Genomic DNA, 25,793 nt, shown 5'->3' on the forward strand with positions numbered 1-25,793 from the left:
GGTCCGTGGAAGTGAGTGTGGCCTTCGGACCCACGGGTATCGACACCAATGAGCATGCCTTGTGTGCATAATCCAACGGGCTTTTATGCTCTATGTGCATACAGCGAGGTAATGACAGCACTCGACATCACGCCGCTCACGTTCGAGGAACTCGACCCCGAGCGTCGGCCGTCGCTTCGGACGGCGCTCTTGCCCGTCTTGGCGGTCGTGCTCTTCCTCGGCGTCGGGTCGGCGGTTCTCAAACTCGACCCGCACGTACCGCTGCTCTGGAGTATCATCTTCGTCGCACTCCTCGCGCGACACCGCCTCGGCTTCTCGTGGGAGGAGGTCGGCGACGGCCTCGCCCGTGGCCTCCTGATGGGCCGTCAGGCACTCTTCATCATCTTCGTCATCTACGCGCTCATCGCGACGTGGATCAGCGCCGGGACGATTCCGACGCTGATGTCCTACGGCCTCGAACTGCTCAGCCCGCAGGTGTTTCTCCCCGTCGCCGCCGTCCTCGGGTTCGTCGTCGCGTTCGCAATCGGGTCGTCGTGGACGACGGTCGGAACGCTCGGCGTCGCCTTCGTCGGTATCGGGTCTGGTCTCGGCATTCCCGCACCGATGACCGTCGGGGCGGTGCTCTCGGGCGCGTATGCAGGTGACAAACAGTCGCCACTCTCCGATACGACGAACCTCGCCGCAGGAATCACCAACACGGACCTCTACGACCACATTCGCGCGATGCGAAACAGCACGCTCGTCGCCTTCGGTCTCTCCGTCGTCATCTACGCCGTCCTCGGTCTCCAAGTCGCGAGCGGCGGGGCGGCCAGTGGGACGGTCTCCGAGATTCAGACCGCGCTCTCGGGGTCCTACACGCTCTCGCTGCTCGCCTTCCTCCCTCTCGTCGTCACCTTCGGGCTGGCACTCCGCCAGTATCCGGCGCTACCGACGCTCGTCACGGGCGTCATCGCGGGCGTGGTGACGACTATCCTCCTCCAGGGGACAGGGTTCGTGGCGGCGTGGGAAGTCTTCATGTACGGCACGTCTCCCGAGACGGGCAGTGAGTTGGTGAACGGTCTGCTCGGGAGCGGTGGCCTCACTGGCTCTGCGTGGACCATCACCGTCGTCGTCGCCGCCCTCTCGCTCGGCGGTCTGCTGGAGAAGACGGGCGTCCTCGCCGTCCTGGCCCACGAACTCGCACAGGCGGTGCAGAGCGTCGGCGGCCTCGTCGCCGGCACCGGCGCGGCGGCGATTCTCACGAACGTCCTCACCGCCCAGCAGTACATGAGCATCGTCGTCCCCGGACTCACGCTCCGGGACGTCTACGACGAGTACGGCCTCGACAACGAGGACCTCTCGCAGGCAATCGAGTCGGCGGGGACGCCGACGGGTGCACTCATCCCGTGGCACGCGGGTGCGGTCTACATGTCGCAGGTGACGGGTGTCGCCACGCTCGCCGGTTCCTACGGACTGGGTGGCTACGCGCCCTACTACTTCTTCGGCATCCTCTCGCCACTCGTCCTCTTCGCTATCGCCGCGACGGGCATCGGCCTCCCCGACCCCGACGCCGAGAGAGCCTCGTCGTCGACGTCGACACCGACGCCGACGACGGACTGAGAGTCCGCTCAGTAGGTCTGTGACGACGCCGTTCCCACGTCGATTCGGACGAGCACGTTTCCGGACCACGCGTCTGGGTCGGCACCGTACTTCGCGTTGATGCGTCGCTCGGCGTCTCGGGTCGCTTCCGCGTCGTCGACGACGGTGGCCGTCCCGAGGAGCGTCACCATCCACTGGGCGTGGCCACCGTCGTCTTTCTGAATCGACAGCGCGACTCGGGGGTTCTCCCGGACGTTCCGTAGCTTCTGTCCAGTCGTGAGCACCTCGACGACGCCGTCGGCGTAGTCGTACCAGACAGGGGCAACGTGCGGTCGTTCGTTCGCACAGGTCGCCAGATGCGCCATGAGCGGTTCGCTCGTCAGGAGTCGTTCGACGTCGGTAGTGATGGATGTAGACACGTCGTGAGAGAGGTGCCGAAGCCGCAAAAGTCGTCGCTCGCGTACCTCCTCACTCGTTCGCCAGTCTCGGCAAGACGACGGTGACTGTCGTCCCGTCGTCGACGTCGAACGACAGGTCTCCACCGTATCTGCGGGCGGTCCACGTGGCAACCCACAGACCCACGCCAGTCGTGTGTTCGAGCGGTGCCTCTTCTCCGAGATGGAGTGCGTCGACTTCGTACTCGGAGATACCCGGCCCGTTGTCGGTCACGCGGATTGCGACGGCAGTCGGGTCGTCTCCGGCGGGTCCGACATGCACGTCGACGGTCGGGTCTGCTGCGTCGTTGTGAACGACGGCGTTCTCGACGAGTTCTGTGACGGCGAGACGAAGGAGCGGTCCGGCAGCGACGTGGGCGCGTTGGTCGATGGTGACCGAAATCTCTGCATCAGTCGTCTCTCGCACGTCGTCGACGGCGTCCGCCACCATCTCGGCAACGTCGACCGTCTCGTGGTGTTCGACGTCGATGCCGTGGACGACTCGCCCGAGTTTGTCCGCCTGTGAGACGAGTTGGCTCGCAGTGCGCTCGATTACCTCGGTCCGGGTCGTCGTGGGAACCGAGTCGTCACCGTCGTGGAGGTCCCTCGCGTGGCCGACGATGACGTTCAGGTCGTTTCGGAGGTTGTGTCGTAACAGGCGGTGGAGCACACGGAGATGTTCCTCACGCTGCCGTCGAGTGGTCACGTCGTGAAACGTGACGAGTTGGCCGGTGGCGACGTCCCGGTGCAGTGACAGTGGCTCGACGCCCACGTCGTAGGTACGGTGTACTCCGTCGACGTACTGGGTGTGCACTTGTTGACCGGTGACGTCCGGAATGTGCCGGTCCACGAGGGCGTTCAACTCCGGGGCGATACGCTCCAGACTGCGACCGACGGTCGCCTGACGAGAGCGGCCGAACAACGTCAGGGCGGCCGGGTTGGCGTCGACGACCTGTCGCCGTCCGTTGACGGCGACGACCGGGTCTGTCATCCGGTCGATGAACTCGTCACGCGTGACGTCGCGGGTGGCAGGGGTGAGTGTGAGGAGACGATACCGGAACACCGACAGCCAGAGCGCACCACCCGAGGCGAGGACCGCCATCGCGGTCGGGTCGAACCCCGGCTCTGTAAGCCCGAGAAAGTACACGACGTTGGCGAGAAAGGGAATCGCGACGGCGACGAGCAGTCCGAACGCCTGTCCACGGTGGAGATGGTCGTTTCCCTGACCGACGAGCATCCGGAGGATGAGCGCGGCACCCCCGAGCATGAGCGTGTAGCTGTACGCCAGATAGACGCCGTAGAGCGGTCCGTACTCCTCGACATGGAACGCGAACGTCCGGCTGGGATGGATTTCGAACGACTGCCAGACCAAGCTGTGAACTGAGTTCGTGACCCCGGCGAGCGCGAACCCGACGGAGACGACGACGAGAAGCGGGAGGACGCCCCGCGGCACCGACCGTCGGTAACCGGTGTACTGCAGGCAAAACACGAACCAACAGAGCGGAACGGCGACGATGAAGACGAACGTGACCTGCGAGAGGAGGAGCTTCAGCCCAACTGGGCTCGACAACCGGAGCGCGTACCCGACGGCCCACCCACTCGTCGCAATCAACAGCAGTGCTAACGAAAGAGTGCCCGGCGTCTCTCTATTTCGTGCTGTGTACGCCCCGAGTGCCGCGACGACCACTGCCGCGAGCAAGTGTAACTGAACGTAGAACCCGCCGTCCCACGTCATTACAGACGGTGTCGGTGTGTACGACGTCGCCGATGTAATATCATCTATCCAGATTTTCGGTTGTTGTTTCGAGATTCGCCGTAGATGATATAGCTGTGTCGGAGGGGCCCCTCTCTGACGGTGCTGACGGCCAGGAGATACCGTTCACCGTCTCTCGGTTTCGGCACGCGAACGGTTCGTCGACGAAGTTACGCCACCGTAAGGGTAGACGCTCAGACGAGTGAGTCCGGACGGGTCGAGAGGTACTCGAACACGAGTCCGAGACCCAGTCCGTACGCGAGATGTGCGAGGAGTGTCAACACGACGTAGAGTGCCAGTCCGAGACCGGAGAACCCCTCGTAGAACACGAGGACGAACCCGGTCCAGAGGATTGCACCGAACACCATCCCGCTCACCGGCGGGCGCTCACCCGGGAGGTACTCCATCACGGAGGCGAAGAGCAGTGGGAACGGTACCATCCCGTTGAACAGGAACACGAGATAGCCCACGACGAGCGTCGGTCCGAGCGTCTCTAATCCAGCGAGTCCACCGAGTGCCGCGAACGACTCTCGGGAGAAGACACCGACGGACTCGGCGACGAGCAACACACCGGTCATCATCGCCGTACCGACGAGCCCGCCTGCAGCACCGATGACACCGTCGCCGACGATGCCGAGCAACCGGTCGAACTCGTCGTCCTCGATCTCCATCTCGTCGAACGTCTCGTCGTACTCGGTTGGTGAATCAGCCATGTTACCATATACCGCACGAATCGTCTTAATGTTCCTTCTTCTGCCCCAGACACTACTTTGATTCAGATATTTTCACTAAACACCGATATTGGTTCAGAAGTGTGCAAAGGATAAAGACCGATTGACAACAATTAACATGGATGGGTGTGGTGACCGGAGTGGAGACAGCAGGGGTACCGTTGCACTCGCAGGGGCTTCTTCCGAGTGGGTCGCGCATCGCGGTGTTCTCCGAGATTTTCACTGTCTTTCTCGTCCTCGGGACGTTCGTCGGCGTGTTGGTCATCGGCTACATGCTCTACAACGCCTACCGATACCGCGACGGAGACCACCGGACAGACGACGCCGACCGGCCCGTACTCGGCGAACTGCCCGGCGATAGCGGCGGCGGCCGAAAACTCCTCTTCTCGTTCTCGTTGAGCGCCATCGTCGTCGTCTCGCTCATCGTCTGGACGTACGGTGCGCTCCTCGACGTCGAGAGCGTCTCCGCACAGTCGGCAGACGCGGACAACGGCGTCGACGTCCGCGTCGAGGGCTACCAGTTCGGGTGGCGCTTCGTCTACCTCAACGGCTACCAGTCGAACGAACTCCGCGTTCCGGCCGATACGACGGTGCGACTCTCCGTCACCTCCGACGACGTGTTCCACAACTTCGGGATTCCCGCACTCAGGGTGAAGATGGACGCCATCCCCGGGCAGACGACCGAGACGTGGTTCGTCGCCGACGACCCAGGCACGTATCAGGCGAACTGCTACGAACTCTGCGGGGCGGGCCACTCGTTCATGAACGCACCGGTCGTCGTGATGGAACCCGACGAGTACGACGCGTGGTACGGGTCGACGACGGCAGCCAACGAATCGAGCAGCGCGAACGAATCGAGCGACGACGCGGAGGCGACGACAGCATGACGCACGACCGACACACGGAGACAGACGGTGGAGCGACGATAGACGACGAGTTCCTCGAACCAGTCGTGGTAGACGAGTCCGAGATGGGACTGCCGCCGATGACGTCGGTCAAACGCTGGCTCCTCACGACGAACCACAAGGACGTGGGCATCCTCTATCTCGTCACCTCGCTGTTCTTCTTCGTCTTCGCGGGGATTCTCGCCCTGCTCATCCGTCTGCAACTATGGTCGCCGGGCGAGGGCATCCTCTCGGCCGTCGCGTACAACCAGACCGTCTCGGCACACGGCCTGCTCATGGTCTTCTGGTTCATCTCGCCGCTCGCCTTCGGGTTCGCCAACTACGTCGTCCCGCTCCAAATCGGCGCGAAAGACCTCGCGTTCCCGCGACTCAACGCACTCAGCTACTGGCTCTATCTCTTCTCTGGACTCCTCTTTCTCGTCTCGTTCTTCCAAGGGGGCACACTCGACGGCGGGTGGACGATGTACGCCCCGTTGAACATCGCTACCTACACGCCCAACATCGGCGCGACGACAGTCGTCCTCGCGCTCATCCTCTTCACCATCGGTATCACCATGTCGTCGGTCAACTTCCTGACGACGATTCATCGGATGCGCGCCGAGGGGATGACGCTGATGCGACTGCCGCTTTTCAGCATGTCCATCCTCCTCACCGTCTGGATGATGCTGTTCGCCTTCGCCGCCCTGCTGGCGGCACTCCTCATCCTCACCTCCGACCGCCTCCTCGGTACCTCGTACTTCGCCGCCGACGCCGGTGGCTCGATTCTCTGGGCACATCTGTTCTGGTTCTTCGGTCACCCCGAGGTGTACATCGTCTTCTTCCCCGCCCTCGGCGTGATGGCCGAGGTGTTCCAGACATTTACTGGAAGACGACTCGTGGGCCGCAAGTGGTTCGTCGCGTCGATGGTTCTCGTCGCCGTCCAGAGCTTCATGGTCTGGATGCACCACATGTTCCTGACGAGCATCAACCTCCCAGTCAAGACGCTGTTCATGGCGACGACTATCGGTATCTCGCTTCCCTTCGACCTGATGGTGTTCGCACTCATCTACACGCTCGTCAAGGGTCGCGTCCGGTTCACGACGCCGTTCCTCTTCGCGTTCGGCGCACTCGTGTTGTTCATCCTCGGCGGCATCACCGGCGTCTTCTTAGGGGCCGTCGTCCTCGACTACGAGTTCCGCGGCACCTACTGGGTCGTCGCACACTTCCACTACGTGATGGTCGGCGGGGCCACCGCGCTCTTCGGGGCAATCTACTACTGGTTCCCGAAGATTACGGGACGGATGTACGACGAGTTCCTCGGGAAGGTTCACTTCGCGATGTACTTCGTCGGCTTCAACCTCCTCTACTTCCCGATGTTCCTCGCGTGGGAGACGCCTCGGCGCGTCTACGAGTACGACATCGGTCTCACCCCGTGGCACCGACTGGCGACGATTGGCGCGTTCCTCTTGGGCGCGTCGTTCCTCGTGATGTTCTACAACCTCTACCGGAGTCTCTCGGTCGGTGAGTCGGCACCGGCGAACCCGTGGGAGTACGCGACGACGGCGGAGTGGGCCGTCTCCTCGCCGCCGCCGCTGGAGAACTTCCCCGGTCGGCCGAGTTACGCGACTGGGATGCTCAGCTTTCTCACGGCGTCCGGCACGCCCGCAGTGAGCGGCGGTGGCAGAACCGACGGCGGTGTGGCCGACGCGCACCGTCTGGACACCCAGTCAGCGCACGACGCCCACGCCCACCACGACAGCCACGCGAGTCCGTGGCCCGTCGTCATCGCTCTCGGCGCGTTCCTCGCCTTGCTCGGTCTCTCGGCGCTGAAACAGGGCGCGTTCCCCGAGGGAGTCGTCGGGATGGTCTACGGCGGAACGGCGCTGTTCGGCAGCGTCGTGTTGGCGCTCTCGCTCGTCCAGTTCGGCCGTGAGTCGTTCCACACGAGCGAACCCGACGTCGCCGAACGTTGGCCCTTCGCAGGCGTCGAGCGGACGAAACTCGGCGTCTGGATATTCCTCGCCTCCGACGTCGTGCTCTTCGGTGCCTTCATCGGGTCGTACATCTTCATCCGCGTCGCCGCCGGGTGGATGGGGTGGGAACCAGTGCCTCACGACCCAGTACCCGGACTCGTCAACACCTACCTTCTGCTCACGAGTAGCTTCAGCGTCGTCCTCGCGCTCGTCGCCGCGCAAAAACGGAACCGGACGTGGCTCGTGGCGACGCTGTCGCTGACGTTCCTCCTCGGCGTGGCCTTCCTCGTCAACAAGGGTCTGGAGTGGGTCGAACTGTTCCACGAGGGGGTGACGTTCTCCTCGGGCGTGCAGGCGTCGACGTTCTACCTGACGACTGGGTTGCACGCCGTCCACGTGATTCTCGGACTGCTCATCCTCGGTTTTCTCATCGCCCGCGCAGTCGGCGGGGCGTATCTGGACGACGAGCGACCGGTCGAGTACTTCGGGCTGTACTGGCACTTCGTCGACATCGTCTGGCTGTTTCTCTTTCCGCTGTTCTACATCCTGTGAGGTATCAAAATGACATCAACGAAACTGTACGCGGTAATCTACGTCGTCCTCTTCGTGATGGCGACGGCGCAGGTACTCGTCGAGTTCGCGGGACTGAGCTACTGGCTCGCCTTCGGGGTCATCCTCGCGCTCTCGGCGGTGAAAGCACTCCTCGTCGCGGGCTACTACCAACATCTGCTGTTCGAACCACGCTCCATCTCGTATCTGCTGGTGGTCGGACTGCTCGCCGCGGTGGGGTTGACGCTCGCGGCAGCGTACTCCATCTCCTGACGTCGGTCCGTCGGTTCGTCGACTTTCTCCGTGTCACACCGTCGAATCAGGAGCGTACAAAATTTTAAATCGTTATAGAAGTATGAGGTTATCGGATATCCACCAATGACAGCCGTAACACTCGACGTAGCCAAACAACTCGTCACCGCCGCCGAAGAGAAAGCCGAAGACATCGACGTGCCGATGTGTATCGCCGTGATGGACGAGGGAGCGAACCTCGTCGCGTTCCACCGGATGGACGACGCACTCCTCGCCAGCGTGAGCATCTCACAGAACAAGGCGTACAGCTCTGTGACACTCAAACTCGACACAGAGACGGTCTGGGAGGTGTCACAGCCGGGTGAATCGCTGTACGGTATCGGCGACACGAACGACGGCCGTATCATCACGTTCGGTGGCGGTATCCCGCTCGAAGTCGACGGGAACGTCGTCGGTGCCGTCGGCGTCTCGGGTGGGAGCGTCGAAGAGGACGTCAGCGTGGCAGAAGCGGCCGTCGAAGCGTTCGAGTCGGTGTAGCGGTTTTTTCGGTTCCGGTACCCCATCACTCACTCGACTGGTCTCAACGGCGTCCCCTTCGCGAGACGCGCGGCGTTCGACCCCAGATAGCGGGCGGACGCCGCCGCCGGGTCGGTGACGTCGAACACGGGCGCGTCGGCGGCGAGTTGTTTGTGGTGGACGACGAGTCTGGTGTCGCTCACACAGACACCGATTTTCAGCGGCGACTCGACTGCCGCCTCGTGCGCGATGGCGACGCAGTCGCCGTCGAATCCAGATTCGACGACCCACGGGACGCCTTCCTCTTCGATACCGTGTTCGACGTACTCGACCAACGCCGACGCTGTCTCACCGAGAGAACGGACGTAGATACGTGGAACGTCGTCTCCGTCCGAACCGGCGTCGCCTCTACTCATGCGGTTCACGTTGTGTGGTAGCACGCATAAAGGCGCGTGGTCGTGCGCTCAGTCCGTCTTCGTGGGTGTCCGTTCGAGCGACGTCGACAGTTCCGCCGGGAGTTCGAAGTCGAGATACTGCCCGCCACCGATGTGCGAGAGGACGAGTCCGGTGGCGACAGCGTTGCGTGGCCCCATCTCGCCACGGACGTTGGCGCGGCCGCAGACGATGCCGTACTCCGCGAGGGCGTCCGAAATCATCTCGGGAATCTCGAAGTCGAGCGACGACCGACCGACCATCACGACGAACGGAATCTGACGAATACTCTCGGTCGGTGTGATGAGGTTGAGCGCCCGTTCCGCGTTCGTGACGAACACGTTGCGCTTGGCCCGCCGTCGGACACGACGAATCTCCTCGGGAGATTTGCGTACCGGAACGGGTCGCATCTCGCCGTCGTCTTCGAGGAGGACCGTCCGACCGAAGAGCGACGGGTCGACCGGTTCGTCGAGGAAGTCCACCGTTCCATCCTCTTCGCGGATGCTGAACAGCGTCTGGACCTTCGCGGAGGGATACTTCTTGACCGCCTCGGCCACGTCTCGGTCGTCGAGGCCGAGTTCGGAGTCGATGAGCATCGTGACCATGTCGCCCGCCCCCGAGAGGTGAATCGAGTCGATCTCCTTGTCGACGTCCATGTACGCCGCGTCCGTCGACCCCCCGCCCATGTCGAGGATGGCGATGGGAACGTCCGTGCCGGGCGTCGTGAGCGACCCGAGGACGGCCATGTTGGCTTCGACACCTTGGATGACGACGGTCGTCCCGAGTTCCGCCTCGATTCCGTCGGCGATCTGTCGCATCGGCAGTTGTTGGGTCTTGACCATCGCCGCGAGGGCGACGGCGCTCTCCATACTGTGCTCGCCTGCGACCGACCCCTGAACCGCCTGCGGGATGAGCGTGTCCACCGCCATGATGTCACGAATCTCGATAGAGTCCATCGGTTGGCCGGTTACTTCGGCCATGCTGTCTCGTGCCCGGTTCAGCATCCCCCCGATGTTCGACCCGCTCTCGCCGCGAACGTCCGAGACGGGCCAGTTGTTCATCACCGCCTCCATGATGACCTCGGCACCCTGGTCGACGGGCACTTCGGTCGTCGACCCTCGACCGCTGACGATGTGGAGGTTTCCGGCCGGAATCGTCCGTTCTTCGACGTCGCCACGAGGGGTCTTGATGACGACGGCAGACTTGTTGCCGACGAGCGCTCGGGCGACGGGGATGATCTTCTGTGTCTCCTCTGCGGAGAGGTCGAACACCGTCGCGATGCCGTACGGATTCGACAACTCGTCGATGGTCTTTCCGGTCGCCTGCGGGGCGACTTCGACGGCGGTCGGTTGCCCGCGCGGAATCTTGTCGAGGTCCGACACCTCGTCGAGAATCGGAATCTCGACGTCGATACGGTTGTGAATCAACACCGCGTCGTCTCGCTGGACGATTGCGCCCTCGACGTCGTACCCGTTCTCGTGCCACTCGTTGATTCGGGCGGCGGCGTCCGCGAAGTCGACCGAGTCGGGAACCAAGAAGATGACCGGGTCGGCCGGGTCGTGGTCGGCCATATCCGCCGTAATCTCAACCGATGTCCCCGTGCCTAATCCGACGCCACCCGGCGTCGACGGGTCGTGTCCGATCATCGTCGACTCCGTGATGACCGTCTCGGTAATCGTCTCCATCGCGACGTCGCCGATGACGGGGGCCGCCTCGTTGAGCAGCACGCGGTCGATGTCGCCGGGGTCGATACCGACCTGCTCTGCTGCCCGGGTGAGTGCGTTCACGACGCCGGGAACGTTCTTCTTCGTCCCTTTCAGCCCAGTCGTTCTGTAGAGCGCACTCGCGACGAACTCGTGTGTCCCGTCGTCCGACGTTCGCAAGAGCGCGACTTCGGTACTCGAGTTGCCGATGTCCACGCCTGCGATGTATGCCATGAACTGCCATGTGGGGGAGTCGAAAAATACCTTTCCCAGCGCCGAGTGACTGTGTTCGTCTCACTCGTGCCGAGAGCGCCTCTACGGCCCACTCACACTAGCAATCGTCTATTTTGCCCTACTTTACGCCTACAATGTCAAATTTACTTGCACTATCACCGGTGTGGTTGTTATTGTTCACAAATATATGTGAAGGTATAAGCATATACTCACCAAGGGGTACGTACCATGTCAGACGGTGACGCGAGAGATGAGAACGTTCCCCGTACAGACGGGGGAGGTGAGGTACAGGAAACGACACCGAAGCGGTCGAAACGGTTCGAAGCGCTTGATAAGCGAGAAATCGCCAAAGACGGGTTCGTCAACGAGTGGCCCGAAGTCGGCTTCGTGGCGATGGAGAGTCCGAACGACCCCGACCCGAGCGTTCGGGTCGAAGACGGAAAGATCGTCGAGATGGACGGCAAGGAGCGCGAGGAGTTCGACTTCATCGACCGATTCATCGCCGACTACGCCATCAACGTCGAGAAGACAGAGGAGGCCGTCGGCGTCGACTCGTTGGAGTTCGCGCGAAAACTCGTCGACATCAACGTACCACGGGCAGAGATCGTCGAGTTGTCGACGGCGATGACCCCAGCCAAACTCGTCGAGGTGGTCAACCACCTCGACATCGCCGAGATAATCATGGCGATGAAGAAGATGCGGACGCGCCAGACGCCGGGCAATCAGGCGCACGTCACGAGTCTCAAGGACAACTCCGCACAGATCGCCGCCGACGCCGCCGAAGCGACGCTGCGAGGCTTCTACGAAGTCGAGACGACGGTCGGCGTGGCTCGGATGGCTCCACTGAACGCGCTCGCGCTCCAAATCGGCGCACAGACCGGTCGCGGTGGGTCGCTCCCGCAGTGTGCCGTCGAGGAGGCGACGGAACTCCAACTCGGGATGCGCGGGATGACCAGTTACGCCGAGACCGTCTCGGTCTACGGCACGGAAGACGTGTTCAAAGACGGTGACGACACGCCGTGGTCGAAGGCGTTCCTCGCGTCGGGGTACGCCTCACGGGGTGTGAAGATGCGCTACACCTCGGGTGCTGGCTCCGAACTTCAGATGGGACAGGCCGAAGGGAAGTCGATGTTCTACCTGGAGACGCGGTGTGTCCTCGTCAGCAAGGGCTGTGGGGTGCAGGGCCTCCAGAACGGCGGTATCAGCTGTATCGCGATTCCGACCGCCGTACCCGCTGGCGTCAAGGAAGTCGCCGCCGAGAACCTCGTGACGATGCTGGCGGACCTCGAAGTCGCCTCCGGCAACGACCAGACGTTCACACACTCCGAGAAGCGCCGGACGGCCCGGATGATGCCGCAGTTCCTCGCCGGAACCGACTTCATCTTCTCGGGCTACAGCGCCGTCCCGAACTACGACAACATGTTCGCGGGGTCGACGTTCGACTCCTACGACTTCGACGAGTACAACATCATGCAACGGGACCTGCAGGTCGAAGGCGGGACGCGACCCGTCGACGAGGAGACGGTCCTCGAATACCGCGAACGCGCCGTCAAAGCCCTTCAGGTCGTCTTCGACGAACTCGGCTTCCCGCAGATTACCGACGAAGAAGTCGAAGCCGCCATCTACGCCAACGGGAGCAAGGATATGCCCGACCGGAGTACGGCACAGGACATCAAAGCCGCCGAGGAGATGATGGCGGAGGAAGTCACCGGCGCGGACGTCGTGAAGATTCTCGCACAGAACGGCTTCGAAGACATCGCGGAGAACTTCCTCGGTATCCTCAAAGGCCGAGTCGCGGGTGACTACATCCAGACGTCGGGCATCTACCTCGGCGACGGCGAGTTCGAAGTCTCGTCGGCCGTCAACGACCCCAACGAGTACCAAGGCCCCGGCACAGGTCACCGACTCGAAGGCGAGGCGTGGGAGGAGAAGAAGGCGGTTCGGTTCGCCGTCGACCCGGAGGACATCTGACCATGGCCCAAGCACAACAACCGCAACAGGACGAGAACGAGCGGAAACTCGTCCTGACGGACAAAGGCGAGGCTGAAGAAGGGACGGCCACCGACGAGGTGGTCATCGCCATCAGCGCCGGGTTCAACACGATGAAAGACGAGACGCTCGCGGGCGTCAAACTCGCGAACGTCATCCGCGAGATGATGGCCGGTATCGAAGAGGAGGGACTCACCGCGCGCGTGGTCCGATTCACCGACAGTCTGGACCTCGGTGTCATCGGCCTTCGCGGTGCGAAACTCAGCGGGTCGGGTATCTCGATCGGGATTCAGACGCGCGGCACGACGCTCATCCACCAGGAGGACCTCGTCCCGCTCAGCAACCTGGAACTGTTCCCGCAGGCCCCGCTCATCGACCTCGAAACGTACCGGGCAATCGGCAAGAACGCCGCACTGTACGCGAAAGGCGAGAACCCGGAACCCGTTCCGGTCGCCAACGACCCGATGGCGCGCCCCCGGTATCAGGCGCTCGCCGCACTCTGGCACATCAAAGAGATGCAACTGAAAGACGAGGACGCAGCCCCGATGGAACAGGAGGTGTCCTTCGAATAACTATGACCGACGACATTCACTACCCACTCGGAGACAACCCGGACGACGTGAAGACACCGAACGGAACGAAGCTCTCGGACATCACCTTGGAGAAAATCGTCTCGGGCGACATCGGCGGCGAGGAACTCGTCATCGCGCCGGAGACGCTCGAAAAGCAGGCGCAGATCGCCGAGAACGCCGGTCGACCGCAACTCGCGCAGAACTTCCGGCGGGCCGCCGAACTCACGGCCGTCCCGGACGACCGCATCCTGGAAATCTACAACGCGCTTCGCCCCAGTGGGGCCGACAAACAGACGCTCCACGACATCGCGGACGAACTCGAAACCGAGTACGGTGCGGAACTCAACGCCAAACACGTGCGTGAGGCCGTCGAAGTTTACGAGCAACGGAAGCTGTTCTAACCGGTCTCGACTTTTTCGAAGCCTACAGCCGCGGATGTGACTCGACGGCGCGCATGTGTCGACACGACTTCTGACCGACCGGTCGGCGTGCGACGTGACAGTTGCAGTCGACGGCTCTCCCGCCCGCCACTGTGACGACGTGGTCGACGCCGTGTTCGACGGCGCGTGCAGACGCTGTCTCGGCCGCCTCGGCGTCGACGCGCGAGACACGAACCGTGCCGTCGTCGACGAGGGTGAAGCGATACCGTTCGCGGTAGGCCTCCCAACCGAAGTTCCGGTTCCGGTCGATGGTCTCTCTGAGCGTCTCGATGTGTTCACGGCCCTCGTCGGGAGTTTCAGGATTTTCGGGAGTTTCGGACGCGTCGTCCGTGCCGTCAGCACACATACCACACGGTACGCGTATCCGAGTGTTAGCTGTTTCTTCCGAGACGCTCAGTACGTCGGATTCTCCTCGGGGACGCCGTCTCGGGCGTTCACGAGACGAGCGAGGACGAACAGGAAGTCAGAGAGACGATTGAGGTACGAGACGGCCGCCTCGTTTACACTCTCCTCTTCTTCGAGGAGGACGACCGCTCGACGCTCGGCACGGCGACAGACCGCTCGTGCGTGGTGCAGACGAGCACCTGCGTCGCCGCCGCCGGGGAGGATGAACGCGGTGAGCGGTTCGAGTTCCTCGTCGGCGGTGTCTATCCACTGCTCGATAGTTTCGACGTGTTCGTCTCGGACGACCGGGTCGTCGTCGTCGGGTTCGGGGTTCGCGAAGTCCGCTTGGATGATGTGCAGGTGGTTCTGGACGGCGGCGAGCCACTCGTCGACGTCGTCGTAACCGGTCGGGCGAACGCGGCCGACGAGGCTGTTGACCTCGTCGACGTTGCCGTAGGCCTCGATGCGCGGACTCGCCTTCGAGACGCGGTCCATGTTCTGGAGGTCGGTCTGGCCCTCGTCGCCGCGTCGGGTGTAAATCTTCATGGGTCGGGTGTATCCTGTGGTTCAACTGTCACGGGGTTAGTCGTTCTGTACGAGTTCACCGAGTGCCGCCTCGTGGCCGCAGTGCGTACAGAACCACTCGCGGTCGGTTATCGTCTCGACGTCGATGTCGCTCAGTCCCCAGTAGCCGTCGCAGTTCCCACAGTTCACGTGGACGAGCGTCTCGACGTACGCCGTATGGTGCTGAGACATCGCACGATAACGTGTGGCAAGCGTATTAAACGTACGCGTGGCGCGGTCAGCAGGTCAGAGCCGTCGGCGACCCACTGGCCGCCAGTAGAGCAGTCCGACGGCGAGGACGAACACGACTGTCGAGAGGTCCAACGAGTAGGCCGCAACCGCCGTGACAACGCCGGCGCTCCCCCCGGTAACACCGCCAGCGACACCGCCGACAGCCGCGACGACGAGCGGGAAGCTACAGCCGATACAGGTGACGAGTGCGAGCAGTCCGGGCACCGCCGCCTTCGCCGCGTCGAGCACCGCCACGTAGACCAGATACGACAGGGCGAGGTAGCCGACGACGCGGAAGGGGACGAAGAGCAGTCGGAGGTTCGGTGTCGTGTAGGCGACGAGCGGTCCCCACCCCGGCGAGGCAGCCGTGAGCGTCACACCGACGGCGTCGGGGTGGCTGTGGCCGAACGCGAGGAGACCGGCCGCGTAGGTGAGAACGAGGAAGTAGGCACTCGCGACGCAACCCGCGAGGATGCGCTGGCGGCGACTCGCGGCGGGTGGTCGCGTGCGGTTCACCGCCCACACGCCGACGTTCAGCCAGACGAACGGGTAGAGGACGAACCGGAGCGTCGTCGGTTCGGCACCCGTCAGGCCGAAGTAGCCAGCGACGAGCAGGAGTTCGACGGCGACGACGACGGCCCAGCGACGAACGTCGGTGGCGTAGGCGAGGCGGGGGAGACGAAGGCCGGCGAGCGTGGACACGCGACTCACCCGAGACCGACGAGGTTCCCGACGATGGCGACGACGACCACTGCGCCGAGGACGAGTCCCGCCTCGCCGGCGGCCCGGGCGCTCGCGTGACCACGGTTCCGGAGGGCGACGTAGAGACCGACGGGGAGATAGAGACCGAGGACGAGGACGAACAAGAGGACGATAGTCGTGGTCGCCGGAGCGGTGTCACCGCCCAGCGAGAGTAGTGTCGCCGCACCGAAACCGAGTGCGACGACGACGAATCCGAGATACCACGTCGCCTGACTGTGGACGAAGCGGTCTACGAGCGCCTCGCCGGGGAGCGTGAAGTCGGTCGACTGCGGGCGTCCCGTAGCCTGTGCTGTCCGTGCTTCGGCGGCGACGGTCGCCATATTCCGTGGCACCTGCACGGTGTAGTGTTGCCACGTTCGTAAGCGAAGCGTCGCTACGGCGACGACGACGACGAGCACCCCCATCACCAGCGCGCTGACTAAGTACGTAGCTTGTGCCATGATACCACTACTCTATCCCACATAATTGATGCCGAGCGAACATAAACGTTCGCGCACTCGCGACCCCGAAACGGACCCATCGTTGCGACGTGTTTCGGGCGATTTCGCCGAATTACGTCGGTTCTTTAGTGGTGTCTAAGACACTCCTCAGTCGGTTTATGCAGTGTATAGGAAAGCCCCTTCCGCATCAAGTCGGAGTCGATGACCTCTCGGTCCACCTCTCGAAGAACCTCGACGGCACCGAGTATCCGGGCACCGCTTCTCACGGGCAGGAGGAACACCGATGCGTAACGTCGGTCTCATCGTCCTCGACACCGTTCGCAAAGACTACTTCGACGAGTACGCCCCCCGACTACAGGCGCTCTCCGACACCTCGATGACGCAGTGTCGGGCCGCCAGTTCGTGGAGTACGCCGAGTCACACCAGTCTGTTCACGGGCAAACTTCCCTCGGAACACGGCGTTCACTCGGAGAGCTTCGACGCCTCGTTCAGTTTCGAGCAGTTCGACGTCGAGGACACGTTCCTCGGTGACCTACCCGAGCATCGAACGCTCGGCCTGAGCGCCAACTCCTACATCAACACGGCGTTCGGCTTCGACACGCTGTTCGACGAGTTCTACGACTTCTCTATCGGGTCGCACACCAACGAAACCCTGTTCACCGACGGACTCGTCGTTCAGGAGTACATGAAGTCGACGGACGAACCGAGCGCGGCCAAGCGCTATCTCGGGTTCCTGAAGGCCTGTGCGGCCCACGACAAGCCGCTCAAAAGTGTCGCGAACGGCGTCTGGTCCCAGATCGGCCACACCGTGAAGGACCTGCCCGTTCCGGAGTTCGTCGACGACGGCGCGAGCAACATCGTGAAGACGGCGACGGAGCGCTCGACGGCGGGCGACGAACCCGTCTTCCTCTTCACGAACTTCATGGACGCGCACACGCCGCTGCGGAATCTCGTCCAGTACGACCAGTCGCTGCACTCGGTTCCGAACTCGTGGAGTTCGCGCAAACTCGACAAGTGGGAACTGAACAAGGACAAGGCGGCGACGTCGGAGTACACCGACAACTACCGCCAACTCTACGCCGCCTCCATCGACTACCTCGACCGCGTCGTCTCACAGTTCCTCGTCGAACTGATGGCCAAATCCGAGGAGGAGTGGACGTTCGTCGTCATCTCCGACCACGGCCACAACCTCGGCGACGACGCCGACGACGGCCTGTTCCACCACACCGGCAGCATGTCGGAGGGTATCCAGCACACGCCGTGTGAGATTATCAACGCGCCCGACGGCTCTGCGAAGGAGATTACCGACTACGTCTCGCACATCGACCTCACCGACCTGATTCCGAAACTCGCGGCCGACGAGCCGATTCCGGAGGACTTCGGCCACGACCACGTCGTCGCCGAGACTATCGGCCTGCTGGGCCACGGCGACCGGACGTGGGGCCACGAGTTCACTGAGGAGGACCACGAGTTCTGGAACCGGATGATTCGTGTCGCTTACGAGGGCGAGACGAAACTCCAGTGGGACTCCCTCGGCGAGTGTATCGAGTACGAACTCGACCACGACCGACCGTCGTGGCAGCGTGAGGTCGCTCGTCACAGCGGGCCGCCGCCGGAAGTGACCGCGCTGTTCGACACGCCGCTCGACGAGTACAAGAAGGCCGCTGCGGCCGGCGAACAGGACATGGAGTTCGACGAAGACGTCGAGGAGCAACTGAAAGAACTGGGGTATCTGTAGATGGTTGGGGTCTGTGGCGCACTCGGTGACCACGCGGCACTCCCGCCGGCGTTCACCGACTCGGTTACACACCGCGACGAAGAAGAGCGAGTCACCGTCGACGACGACGGCTTCTCGCTCCACGGGTCGTTCCACTCGCTGCTCGCGGGCGACCAGCCCGCGACGGCCGCCGACGGCGACGTCCGAATCTGGGTCTGGGGCGACGTGTACGGCTACGACAGCGGGTCGGAGCACGTCGCTCGCTCGAACGGACGCGGCGGGAGTGCCGCGTTCTGTGCGCGTCTCTACGACGCACTCGGGATGGAGTTCGTCGCCGGACTCAACGGTGGCTACGCACTCGTCGTCCACGACGTGGCCGAGGACACCGTGTCGTTCGTCACAGACCGCATCGCAACCCGACCCATCTTCTACACCCGCGCCGACGACGGGGCGTTCGTCTTCTCGTCGGCGTCACAGTCACTCGCGGCGTATCCCGGTATCGACACCGAGTTCGTCCTCCCGTACCTCTACGAGTATCTCGAACTCAGGCGCGTGTTCGGCGTCAAGACGCCGCTCGACGGTATCGAGGAACTGCCCCCCGCGTCCGTCGTCACGGTCGACCTCGACGACCTGTCGACGGAGACGTGGACCTACTGGACGCCCTCGTACGAACCGGTCGACAAACCGTTCTCGACGTATCTCGAGGAGTTCACCGAGACGATTCAGGAGGTCTTCGCCGAGTGGACGGACGACGACCTGGACTACGGTCTCCTGTTGAGTGGTGGGAGCGACTCACGACTCATCCAAGCGGCGATGGACCAGCCGATGGCGGCGTTCCACAACGCCGACTTCATGAGTCGCGAGGCGAAGATTGCGCGCCGGGCGGCGACGGTCAACGGTGACGAGTTCCACCTCCTCGAACGCGACGAGGACTACGACGCCCGCCTGCTGGAAGACGCGCCGAAGATATCGAACTTCAGCGGCTGGTTCGACCAGGCGTACTTCAGTGGCTTCGAAGACGACATCGTCGAGAACTGCGACATGCTCGTCGCAGGACTCTACGCCGACATGCTGTTCGGTGGCCACCCCTTCGCGAAGCACGGCATCTCTGTCGGCGACGTCGGGAACTTGTCGCTCCCGCTCCGACGGTCTATCGACAGCATCGACGACTACATCGACTTCCAGATGAAAGACGCCGTCGAACCGCTCTCGTACTTCACCGAGTCGTTCTCGCTGCAGTCCGTGCTTCGGTCGAACATCCGCCACCAGGGGGACGAAATCGTCAGCCACGGCGTGCGCTACGGGTCGCTGCAGGACCTCGTGATGTACGGTGACTTCTACCCGATGGGTGGCGACACCGACGCCATCTTCTCGCGGACGTTGATGCAGATGCGACCGTACCGGACGCCGTTCCTCGACAATCGTCTCCTCGACCTCGCCCAGCAGATTCCGGTTCGATATCTGCTGCGTCGAAACCTCGTCAACGCCGCGGTCACCGAACTCGACCCGGCACTCGCGGAGATTCCGCACGCTCGAACCGGTGTCCCGCTGAAGTATCCGTTCCCGGTCGATTTCCTCGGCGACACCCTCTACGGGTTCTGGCGAAAGCACGTCGCCGACGAGTCACCACCGGAACCACATCTGACGCACGCGCCGTGGCCGAACCGACAAGAACTTATCCGCGCGAAAACTTTCACTGAAGAGACACTGTATGCTCAGCGACACTTACTCGAAGGTTTGCCCTTCCTCGACTTCCAGGGGGCACTCGACTGTTACCACGAACACTGTGACGGCGTGAACAACCAGACCGTGCTCTACTCACTCTTGACACTACTCAACATGCCCGCCACACAACGCGCTCACGACACCCTCGAGAGGTCCTCGCTCACGTCCTCCGAACACGGTGTCGCCGTCGACGGAGGGCACTCACGACCGTCGGGGAGTTCCGAGTAATGAGCAGTCGATTCGAGTCGAACACGACGACGACCAACTCAGTGGCCAAAGATAGGCAGATGAACCGAGAACTGTTCGGCGTCTTCGGTGACCGAGACGCCTTCGACCGTCTACGCGCGCGGGAGGACTTCGACGACGTCCTGACCGGAAACGGCACAACCGTCGGTATCAGAGACTCGTCACTCGACCACCCGAGACGGAGCGCTCGCTACGAGGGTCCCGAGGGGATGTGCGCCGTCTTCGGCGAACTGATCCCCCCAACGGGAACGGACCCAGACAACACCGCCGAGTGGCTCCTCGACCGGTTCTCTCGTCACGGGTTCGCCGCACTCACCGGACTGAACGGGTCGTATATCGTCGTCATCGACCACGACGACGAGAGGGTGGTCGTCACCGACCCGCTTCGGTCGTGGGAGTGCTTCTACGCCGACGTCGGTGGCGTCCGCGTGTTCAGCACCGACCCGAGTACGCTGACGCCTCTCGTCGACGAGTCGGATATCGACCGCGAGGCAGTCTTGGAGTTTCTCCACCTCGGCACGGTGCTCGGGACTGCGACGGTGTTCGACCAGATTCGCCGTGTCCCCTTCGACGGGTATCTCACTGCCACCGACACCACGGAACTCTCTCGGTTCGTCTACGAACCGCGTCGGTTCGACTACGTCGACGAACTCGCGACGCGACTGGAGCAAGCAATCGAGCGCCGTGCGGGGCTTCCCGGCCCGCGCGGCCTCCTGCTCTCGGGTGGGAAGGACTCGCGTGTCCTCCTCTCGAAACTCGACATCGACCAGTGTTACACCGTCGGCAGACCCGGGTCGCGCGAGGTACGCGCCGCTCGAAAAGTCGCAGAACAGTACGGTGCGGCCCACGAGGTGCTCGCACCCGACGACCGGTATCTCCGCGGTGGCGACGCCAAGATTCGCTGTGCGCAAGGTATCAAAGAGTCGCTGCACATCCACCACGCGGGCTACGACGACGAGTTCGACGTGGCGACGATGTACCACGGCGCGCTGTTCGACACGCTGCTGAAGGGGTACTTCCTCGAACGCGACGGTGTCGAGATGTTCGGATCGAAACTACCTTCGAAGCGACTCCACCCCAATCCGAACCCCATCGACTCGCTGCTCGACACACTCGGCTTCTTCCCCGAGGCGAGCGAGCACATCGCCGAGGCCACGGGCGACCTGTTCGGGGATCTCTCGGTCGACGACCCGACGACCTTCTTGCAGGGGCGACTCAGCAAGGAACTCGACAAGTGTTGGTCCAGAACCGACTCGGTCCACAACGCGATGGACCTCCTTGTCATCCGAAACCAGCCAGTGATGCCGTTCCGGACACATCTGGCCGACAACTACTACGAGTCCTTCATCGCCGCCGACATCGACTTACTGGAGTGGCACCTGAAGACGCCGCCGGAACACCGTCACGACGGGATGTTCTGGGAAGCGCTCGAACGCATCGACCCGACCATCTTCCACCACCGACCACCGAGTCAGCCGTACTCGTCGACGCAACTCAACCAAATCGAGCGGTTCGTCCGCCGAAAGGTGCCGGTGCTCGAACCGTTCGAGTCGGCGTGGCCCGACCGGGACGACGTGTACGACCGCTACGAGATGGACCGCGAACTGTTCCCCACCGAGGAGTCCATCCACCAACTGCCCGTCCGGCAGAAACTGCGCGTGAACGACCTGCGCTGGTGGCTGAAGTAACCTGTCAGTAGTTCTTTAATCGAGCGGGGCGCACCCTCGGACGATGCGTCCCCGCCTCCCCTCCTACGACCACTTCAGCGTCGCCGTCGGCGTCTTCGTCGGCGGTCTGATACTGTGGGCACTACTGTCGATATCACGAGTCGTCCCGTTCGTCCCGTCGACCCCCGCGTCGCTCGGGACGGTCTTTCTCGCCGTCGTCCTCGTCACGTGGACCGTACTCGAACAGTCGCCGAGTCGGGTCGACGACGCGCTCGAACGTGGTCTGCACTTGGGGCTCGGCGTCTGCTCGATACTCCCGCTCTCTGCTCTGCTCGTGGCACAAGCGGCCGGATACAGTCCGTCGCCGACGACGCGTTGGGCGACGGTCTGTCTCGCCCTTGCCGGAGTCATCGCCGCTACCGCAGGGATTCACAGACGAGCCACCACCTGTCTCCGGGAAGCGTCGGTAGAGGCGACTCTCGCGGCGACGCAGTCCGCGTGGACACTGCTCGTGAGTTCCTTCGTACTCGCGATACTCAGTACCTCAGTCGTCTCACTCGGACTCGAAGGCCGACTCTATTTGGGGCTCGTGATTGGTCCTGCCATCGGGTCGACGGCGGGAACGTTCGTCGGGAATAGAGCGGCCACGCTGAGCGTCACAGAAAGTGGTCTTCTCGTCAATCCGCGGCGCGGCAAACTCTTCTCGGTGCTGTCGTGGGGATGGCTGTTACGGGTCGACTACACGGACGAGACGCTATGGGTCACGTCTCTCCTCCCGGTGCCACAGACCTACTACTGTGACCTCTCGGGCCGCGACGATGCCGAAGCCATCGTCAAGACAATCCGCCGCCGACACGAATGTTCCCACGTATCAACACTTTAGCGCCGGGCCGAACAACCACGAGATGATGCGTCCCCGCCTCCCCTCCTACGACCACTTCAGCGTCGCCGTCGGTCTGCTCGTCGCAGGCGTCGCCGTGACGATTCTCCCGTGGCTCACGCTCGTCTCACTCGACGTCGTCGGTGGTCTCGCTCTCGTCGTCGCCCTCGGCGTGTGGGTCGTCCTCGAACAGATTCCCGAGCAAGTGAACGCGGCACTGGACAACTATCTCTACGCCCTCCCGCCGGTTCTCGCCGTGGGACTGGTCGCCCTGTTCGTCGGCGAGAGTGTCGGCATCGACCGGGTGCTCCCGGATTCACTCCACCTCCCGTTGCTCGGGCTACTCGTCCTCTGTGGCCTCGTTGGGGAGACTGGAAGACGACGCCGCGCACGAGTCGTCTCGGAGCGAGAGTCGATGCACGCGCTCGTGACGGTGACCGAATCGCGCTGGTTCGCAGTGGCGATAAGTGTCGTCGGGAGTCTCCTCGGATACGCGATCATCTCCGTCGCGTTCGGCGAGGCGTTCTCGCCGTGGCGACTCGCGTTCCTCGCCGGTGCCAGTGTCGTCGGAGCGGTCATCGGGACGCTCTTTCAGGGGAGAGAGACGAACCAACTCGCCGTCCTCGACGGTGGACTGCTCGTCCGCACCGAGAGTGGACGGCCAGTGACCGTCGTCCCGTGGTGGCAGGTCCGACGCGTCGACGTCACCGACGGAACGGTCCGAATTCGACGGGGCCTCCCGTTTCCGACGACGTACTACAGCGAGTTCTCGGAGCGCGAGGAGGCGAAGCGCGTCGTCGACGCGATTCGGCGGTGTCAGCGACGCACCTGAATCGACCTATCCGTAGCTCTCGACCTTGCTCACTCGCTCGGGGAGGCCGAGTCGTTCCGTAACGTCCGTCACGCTCTCACACATTCGGCCGACGCCGCAGATGTAGAGTTCGGCGTTCTCCGGGTCGAGTCGAGCGTCGATGTCGTATCTCGCTTCTGAGTCGAGGTGGCCGTGAAGCTCCTCCGGAACCCGTTCGCGGTCGACGCCCTCCGCGAGGTACTTCACGAGCGTCTGTTGGACGTAGGCCGTCTCGCCGACCCAATCGGTGAGCAGGCGTTCCTGGCTCAGCGTCGGGACGTAGTGGAAGTTCTCGTGTTCCCTCGAGAGTTCCTCGAACTCCGCGTGGTACGGCAGGTCGTCGCGCCACGACGCGCCGAGGAAGAGCCACACGTCTCGGTTCTCACCGTCGTGGCTGTCGAGTCCCTCCTCGAACGTGTATCGAATCATGCTCCGGAGCGGTGCGACGCCGGTTCCCGTCGCGACGAACACCATGTCTCGGTCGGACTCGTCGAGCAGGCTCAACTCGTCGCCGAACGGCCCACGGACGAACAGGTCGTCGCCACGCTTGGCCCCATCGAGGAGCGACGGCGTCAACTCACCGCCCGGAACGCGGGTGATACAGAGTTCGAGTTCGTCCTCGTTGGGCGAACTGGCGAGCGAGTACACACGTGGCTCCTCCTCTTCGAAACTGATGCGGACGTACTGACCGGGGTCGAACGCGAGTCGCTGTTCGTCCGGCGTGAGTCTGAGGCCGAGAAGTGACGGGTAGGACCGGTCGGCACGGTCGATTAGCGCGTCTATCTCGTCTGCGGTTCGCTCCTCGCCCGCCTCGACTAACTCGTCGACGACCTGTTTCCACCCGCGGACGTCCGTCGGTTCGTCGGCGTCGCCGTCGAGTCGTTCGGCGACGTCGGGCCATCGTCTCGACAGTTCCTCACCGACCTCGTCGGCGCGTGACTCGTCCATCGGTCTCGCCTCCGTCACCCTCGCCGTCTGGTCGACGACCGGGTCCGGTTTCTCCTGTGGTCGGTCCGGGTCCTGCTCCATACGGCTCTGTTTCTCGTTCTCCCTGTTAGGCACTACGGCAGAACGGGCTTCACGACCGGAGCGGGTGCTCGTCACCCACGCTGTGCCGTTCGCTCGTTGAGTACCGTCGGAGCGAGTACACCGACACCGATGAGGACAGCCCACTGAATCCACTGTACGTCGGTGAGGGCTATCGTCACCAACCACAGGAGGGTGCCGAGGACGACGAACGCGAGCGTCGTCTTCGTCTGACGGGAGACCATGGCTCACGGAGACGACTTGCCCCCCGAAAAGTGTTGCCTCGACTACCCGAAGAGCCGACTCAGAGAACGCGGTTGACCATCCCGTCGACGTCACCCGCGGCGAGCGCCTCGTAGTTCTGCACGATTATGTCGCGCCACCGCTCGGGTTTCTTCGGCGTCGACCCGGCCATGTGCGGCGTGACGACGACGTTCGAGAGGTCCCACAGCGGCGAATCCGCTGGAAGCGGTTCCTCCTCGAACACGTCGAGTGCCGCCCCACGAATCGAGTGGTGCTGGAGCGCCCGTGTCAGCGCCGACTCGTCGACGACGCCGCCGCGGGCGATGTTGACGAGAACGGTGTCGGAGTGCATGAGTCGGAACTCTTCGTTCCCCAAGAGTCCCGCCGTCTCGTCGGTCAGCGGGCACGCGAGGACGACGTAATCCGCCCGCCGGAGCACCTCGTGGTAGTCGTCTGCGGCGAACAGGTCGTCGACGGCGTCGGGTGACTCGCTGGTGTCGCGTTTCGTCCCGAGAACCGTCATCCCGAGTACGCTACAGAGTTCGGCGACGCGCGTCCCGATTGCACCGACGCCGACGACACCGACGGTCTTGCCGCGCAGTTCGCCACCCTCGAAGCGCTCCCAGACGCCGCGGGCTTGCTGGCGCGTCCCCTGCACGATGCCGCGTTCGAACATCAGGAGGTAGCAGAGCACCTGCTCGGCGATAGGTTCGGCGTGGATACCCGAGGAGTTGGTGAGGACGACGTCGCGCTCGCGGAGGGCGTCGTGGTCGTAGTGGTCGACACCCGCGCTGAGCGCGTGGACCCACCGCAAATTCGTCGCCGCCGCGAGCAGGTCGTCGTCCAGCGTGCCGGTGACGATGCCCGCTACGTCTTCGGCGTACTCGACTGTCTCGGTTGGCGTCTCGGCGACGAGGACGTCGTCCGAGCGGATTGGACCGCTGAGAGCAGCGAGGAGCTCTTCGGTGCGTTCCGGAGGAACAGTGTGCGGAATCAAGAGTCGGGGACTGTCGGTCAT

26 protein-coding genes are annotated in these 25,793 nt (G+C 63.2%); 13 read left to right on the top strand and 13 right to left on the bottom strand.

Translation table 11 applies throughout. The annotated features are described in order from the left end of the window. Nucleotides 1-111: 111 nt before the first annotated feature. Nucleotides 112-1,599, top strand: coding sequence for an arginine/ornithine antiporter ArcD (gene arcD, locus BM083_RS05130; protein WP_009375632.1), 1,488 nt, complete (start codon nt 112-114; stop codon nt 1,597-1,599). A gap of 8 nt (nt 1,600-1,607) precedes the next feature. On the opposite strand, the gene BM083_RS05135 is transcribed toward arcD, so the two are convergent. From BM083_RS05135 to BM083_RS05145, 3 genes are all read right to left on the bottom strand, one after another. Then, complete coding sequence (locus BM083_RS05135) at nt 1,608-1,997, bottom strand: pyridoxamine 5'-phosphate oxidase family protein (RefSeq protein WP_089866634.1); 390 nt, start codon at nt 1,995-1,997, stop codon at nt 1,608-1,610. A 49-nt stretch (nt 1,998-2,046) separates the two neighbouring features. Beyond that, nucleotides 2,047-3,747: a histidine kinase N-terminal 7TM domain-containing protein gene (locus BM083_RS05140; RefSeq protein ID WP_089866637.1), complete on the bottom strand. Its 1,701-nt coding sequence runs from the start codon at nt 3,745-3,747 to the stop codon at nt 2,047-2,049. Between the two features lie 212 nt (nt 3,748-3,959). Continuing rightward, entirely contained in the window at nt 3,960-4,478 is a 519-nt protein-coding gene (locus tag BM083_RS05145) for a DUF6789 family protein (protein ID WP_177197541.1), read from the bottom strand. A 146-nt stretch (nt 4,479-4,624) separates the two neighbouring features. Here BM083_RS05145 and coxB point away from each other — a divergent pair, with 146 nt between their 5' ends. The 4 genes from coxB (at nt 4,625) to BM083_RS05165 (ending at nt 8,691) form a co-directional block, all read left to right on the top strand. Then, a complete protein-coding gene (coxB, locus tag BM083_RS05150) occupies nt 4,625-5,383 on the top strand; it encodes a cytochrome c oxidase subunit II (RefSeq protein ID WP_394327590.1) in 759 nt (252 codons plus the stop codon). Then, nucleotides 5,380-7,905 (top strand): cbb3-type cytochrome c oxidase subunit I, encoded by a 2,526-nt coding sequence (locus tag BM083_RS05155; RefSeq protein WP_089868379.1) that lies wholly within the window; start codon nt 5,380-5,382, stop codon nt 7,903-7,905. Before coxB ends, BM083_RS05155 begins: the two co-directional genes overlap by 4 nt. A gap of 9 nt (nt 7,906-7,914) precedes the next feature. Continuing rightward, nucleotides 7,915-8,175 (top strand): cytochrome C oxidase subunit IV family protein, encoded by a 261-nt coding sequence (locus tag BM083_RS05160; protein ID WP_009375618.1) that lies wholly within the window; start codon nt 7,915-7,917, stop codon nt 8,173-8,175. 105 nt (nt 8,176-8,280) lie between these two features. Beyond that, the gene (locus tag BM083_RS05165; protein WP_009375617.1) at nt 8,281-8,691 is read left to right on the top strand and encodes a GlcG/HbpS family heme-binding protein; all 411 of its coding nucleotides are present in this window, start codon (nt 8,281-8,283) and stop codon (nt 8,689-8,691) included. Between the two features lie 29 nt (nt 8,692-8,720). Here BM083_RS05165 and BM083_RS05170 read toward each other — a convergent pair whose 3' ends face one another. Together BM083_RS05170 and BM083_RS05175 are read right to left on the bottom strand one after the other, a co-directional pair. Continuing rightward, on the bottom strand, nt 8,721-9,086 hold the full coding sequence (locus BM083_RS05170; protein ID WP_089866644.1) for a glycerol dehydratase reactivase beta/small subunit family protein: 366 nt from the start codon (nt 9,084-9,086) through the stop codon (nt 8,721-8,723). A 48-nt stretch (nt 9,087-9,134) separates the two neighbouring features. Beyond that, entirely contained in the window at nt 9,135-11,039 is a 1,905-nt protein-coding gene (locus tag BM083_RS05175) for a diol dehydratase reactivase subunit alpha (RefSeq protein ID WP_089866647.1), read from the bottom strand. A 228-nt stretch (nt 11,040-11,267) separates the two neighbouring features. Between BM083_RS05175 and BM083_RS05180 the strand changes: the two genes are divergently transcribed. From BM083_RS05180 to BM083_RS05190, 3 genes are read left to right on the top strand one after another with little or no spacing between them, the layout of a single operon-like run. Beyond that, nucleotides 11,268-13,010, top strand: a complete 1,743-nt coding sequence (locus BM083_RS05180; protein ID WP_089866650.1) for a propanediol/glycerol family dehydratase large subunit — start codon at nt 11,268-11,270, stop codon at nt 13,008-13,010. A 2-nt stretch (nt 13,011-13,012) separates the two neighbouring features. Next, nucleotides 13,013-13,600: a propanediol/glycerol family dehydratase medium subunit gene (locus BM083_RS05185; protein WP_089866653.1), complete on the top strand. Its 588-nt coding sequence runs from the start codon at nt 13,013-13,015 to the stop codon at nt 13,598-13,600. A 2-nt stretch (nt 13,601-13,602) separates the two neighbouring features. Next, the gene (locus BM083_RS05190) at nt 13,603-14,001 is read left to right on the top strand and encodes a diol dehydratase small subunit (protein ID WP_009375609.1); all 399 of its coding nucleotides are present in this window, start codon (nt 13,603-13,605) and stop codon (nt 13,999-14,001) included. 22 nt (nt 14,002-14,023) lie between these two features. Here the strand turns inward: BM083_RS05190 and BM083_RS05195 are convergent, their stop codons facing one another. Genes BM083_RS05195 through BM083_RS05210 form a run of 5 tightly spaced genes read right to left on the bottom strand, consistent with a single transcriptional unit; the run spans nt 14,024 to nt 16,421 of the window. Then, the gene (locus BM083_RS05195) at nt 14,024-14,386 is read right to left on the bottom strand and encodes a hypothetical protein (RefSeq protein ID WP_089866656.1); all 363 of its coding nucleotides are present in this window, start codon (nt 14,384-14,386) and stop codon (nt 14,024-14,026) included. A gap of 47 nt (nt 14,387-14,433) precedes the next feature. Then, nucleotides 14,434-14,970: a cob(I)yrinic acid a,c-diamide adenosyltransferase gene (locus tag BM083_RS05200; protein ID WP_089866659.1), complete on the bottom strand. Its 537-nt coding sequence runs from the start codon at nt 14,968-14,970 to the stop codon at nt 14,434-14,436. 36 nt (nt 14,971-15,006) lie between these two features. Beyond that, a complete protein-coding gene (locus BM083_RS23150; protein ID WP_009375605.1) occupies nt 15,007-15,180 on the bottom strand; it encodes a hypothetical protein in 174 nt (57 codons plus the stop codon). Nucleotides 15,181-15,234: 54 nt separating this feature from the next. Next, entirely contained in the window at nt 15,235-15,930 is a 696-nt protein-coding gene (locus tag BM083_RS05205) for a DUF7546 family protein (RefSeq protein WP_089866663.1), read from the bottom strand. Continuing rightward, nucleotides 15,927-16,421 carry a hypothetical protein gene (locus BM083_RS05210; RefSeq protein WP_009375596.1) on the bottom strand — a complete coding sequence of 165 codons (495 nt, stop codon included), beginning with the start codon at nt 16,419-16,421 and terminating at the stop codon, nt 15,927-15,929. The genes BM083_RS05205 and BM083_RS05210 overlap by 4 nt, the downstream gene beginning before the upstream one ends. A 283-nt stretch (nt 16,422-16,704) precedes the next feature. Here BM083_RS05210 and BM083_RS05215 point away from each other — a divergent pair, with 283 nt between their 5' ends. Genes BM083_RS05215 through BM083_RS05235 form a run of 5 tightly spaced genes read left to right on the top strand, consistent with a single transcriptional unit; the run spans nt 16,705 to nt 23,488 of the window. Next, nucleotides 16,705-18,159, top strand: coding sequence for a sulfatase-like hydrolase/transferase (locus BM083_RS05215; protein ID WP_089866665.1), 1,455 nt, complete (start codon nt 16,705-16,707; stop codon nt 18,157-18,159). Next, on the top strand, nt 18,160-20,091 hold the full coding sequence (locus BM083_RS05220; protein WP_089866669.1) for an asparagine synthase-related protein: 1,932 nt from the start codon (nt 18,160-18,162) through the stop codon (nt 20,089-20,091). Beyond that, nucleotides 20,091-21,797, top strand: a complete 1,707-nt coding sequence (locus BM083_RS05225) for an asparagine synthase-related protein (RefSeq protein WP_089866673.1) — start codon at nt 20,091-20,093, stop codon at nt 21,795-21,797. The genes BM083_RS05220 and BM083_RS05225 overlap by 1 nt, the downstream gene beginning before the upstream one ends. Nucleotides 21,798-21,840: 43 nt before the next feature. After that, the gene (locus BM083_RS05230; protein WP_089866677.1) at nt 21,841-22,659 is read left to right on the top strand and encodes a hypothetical protein; all 819 of its coding nucleotides are present in this window, start codon (nt 21,841-21,843) and stop codon (nt 22,657-22,659) included. Between the two features lie 22 nt (nt 22,660-22,681). Continuing rightward, a complete protein-coding gene (locus tag BM083_RS05235) occupies nt 22,682-23,488 on the top strand; it encodes a hypothetical protein (RefSeq protein WP_089866680.1) in 807 nt (268 codons plus the stop codon). 6 nt (nt 23,489-23,494) lie between these two features. Here the strand turns inward: BM083_RS05235 and BM083_RS05240 are convergent, their stop codons facing one another. The 3 genes from BM083_RS05240 to BM083_RS05245 all read right to left on the bottom strand — a co-directional run bounded on the left by BM083_RS05240 (nt 23,495) and on the right by BM083_RS05245 (nt 25,793). Continuing rightward, on the bottom strand, nt 23,495-24,535 hold the full coding sequence (locus BM083_RS05240; protein WP_089866683.1) for an FAD-binding oxidoreductase: 1,041 nt from the start codon (nt 24,533-24,535) through the stop codon (nt 23,495-23,497). A 71-nt stretch (nt 24,536-24,606) separates the two neighbouring features. Further along, nucleotides 24,607-24,777, bottom strand: coding sequence for a DUF7987 family protein (locus BM083_RS23155; protein WP_177197542.1), 171 nt, complete (start codon nt 24,775-24,777; stop codon nt 24,607-24,609). Between the two features lie 59 nt (nt 24,778-24,836). Then, nucleotides 24,837-25,793, bottom strand: coding sequence for a D-2-hydroxyacid dehydrogenase (locus tag BM083_RS05245; RefSeq protein WP_089866686.1), 957 nt, complete (start codon nt 25,791-25,793; stop codon nt 24,837-24,839).

Origin of the sequence: Halogranum rubrum, from assembly GCF_900114455.1 — an archaeon.
In the GTDB taxonomy this organism is placed as follows: Archaea; Halobacteriota; Halobacteria; order Halobacteriales; family Haloferacaceae; genus Halogranum; species Halogranum rubrum.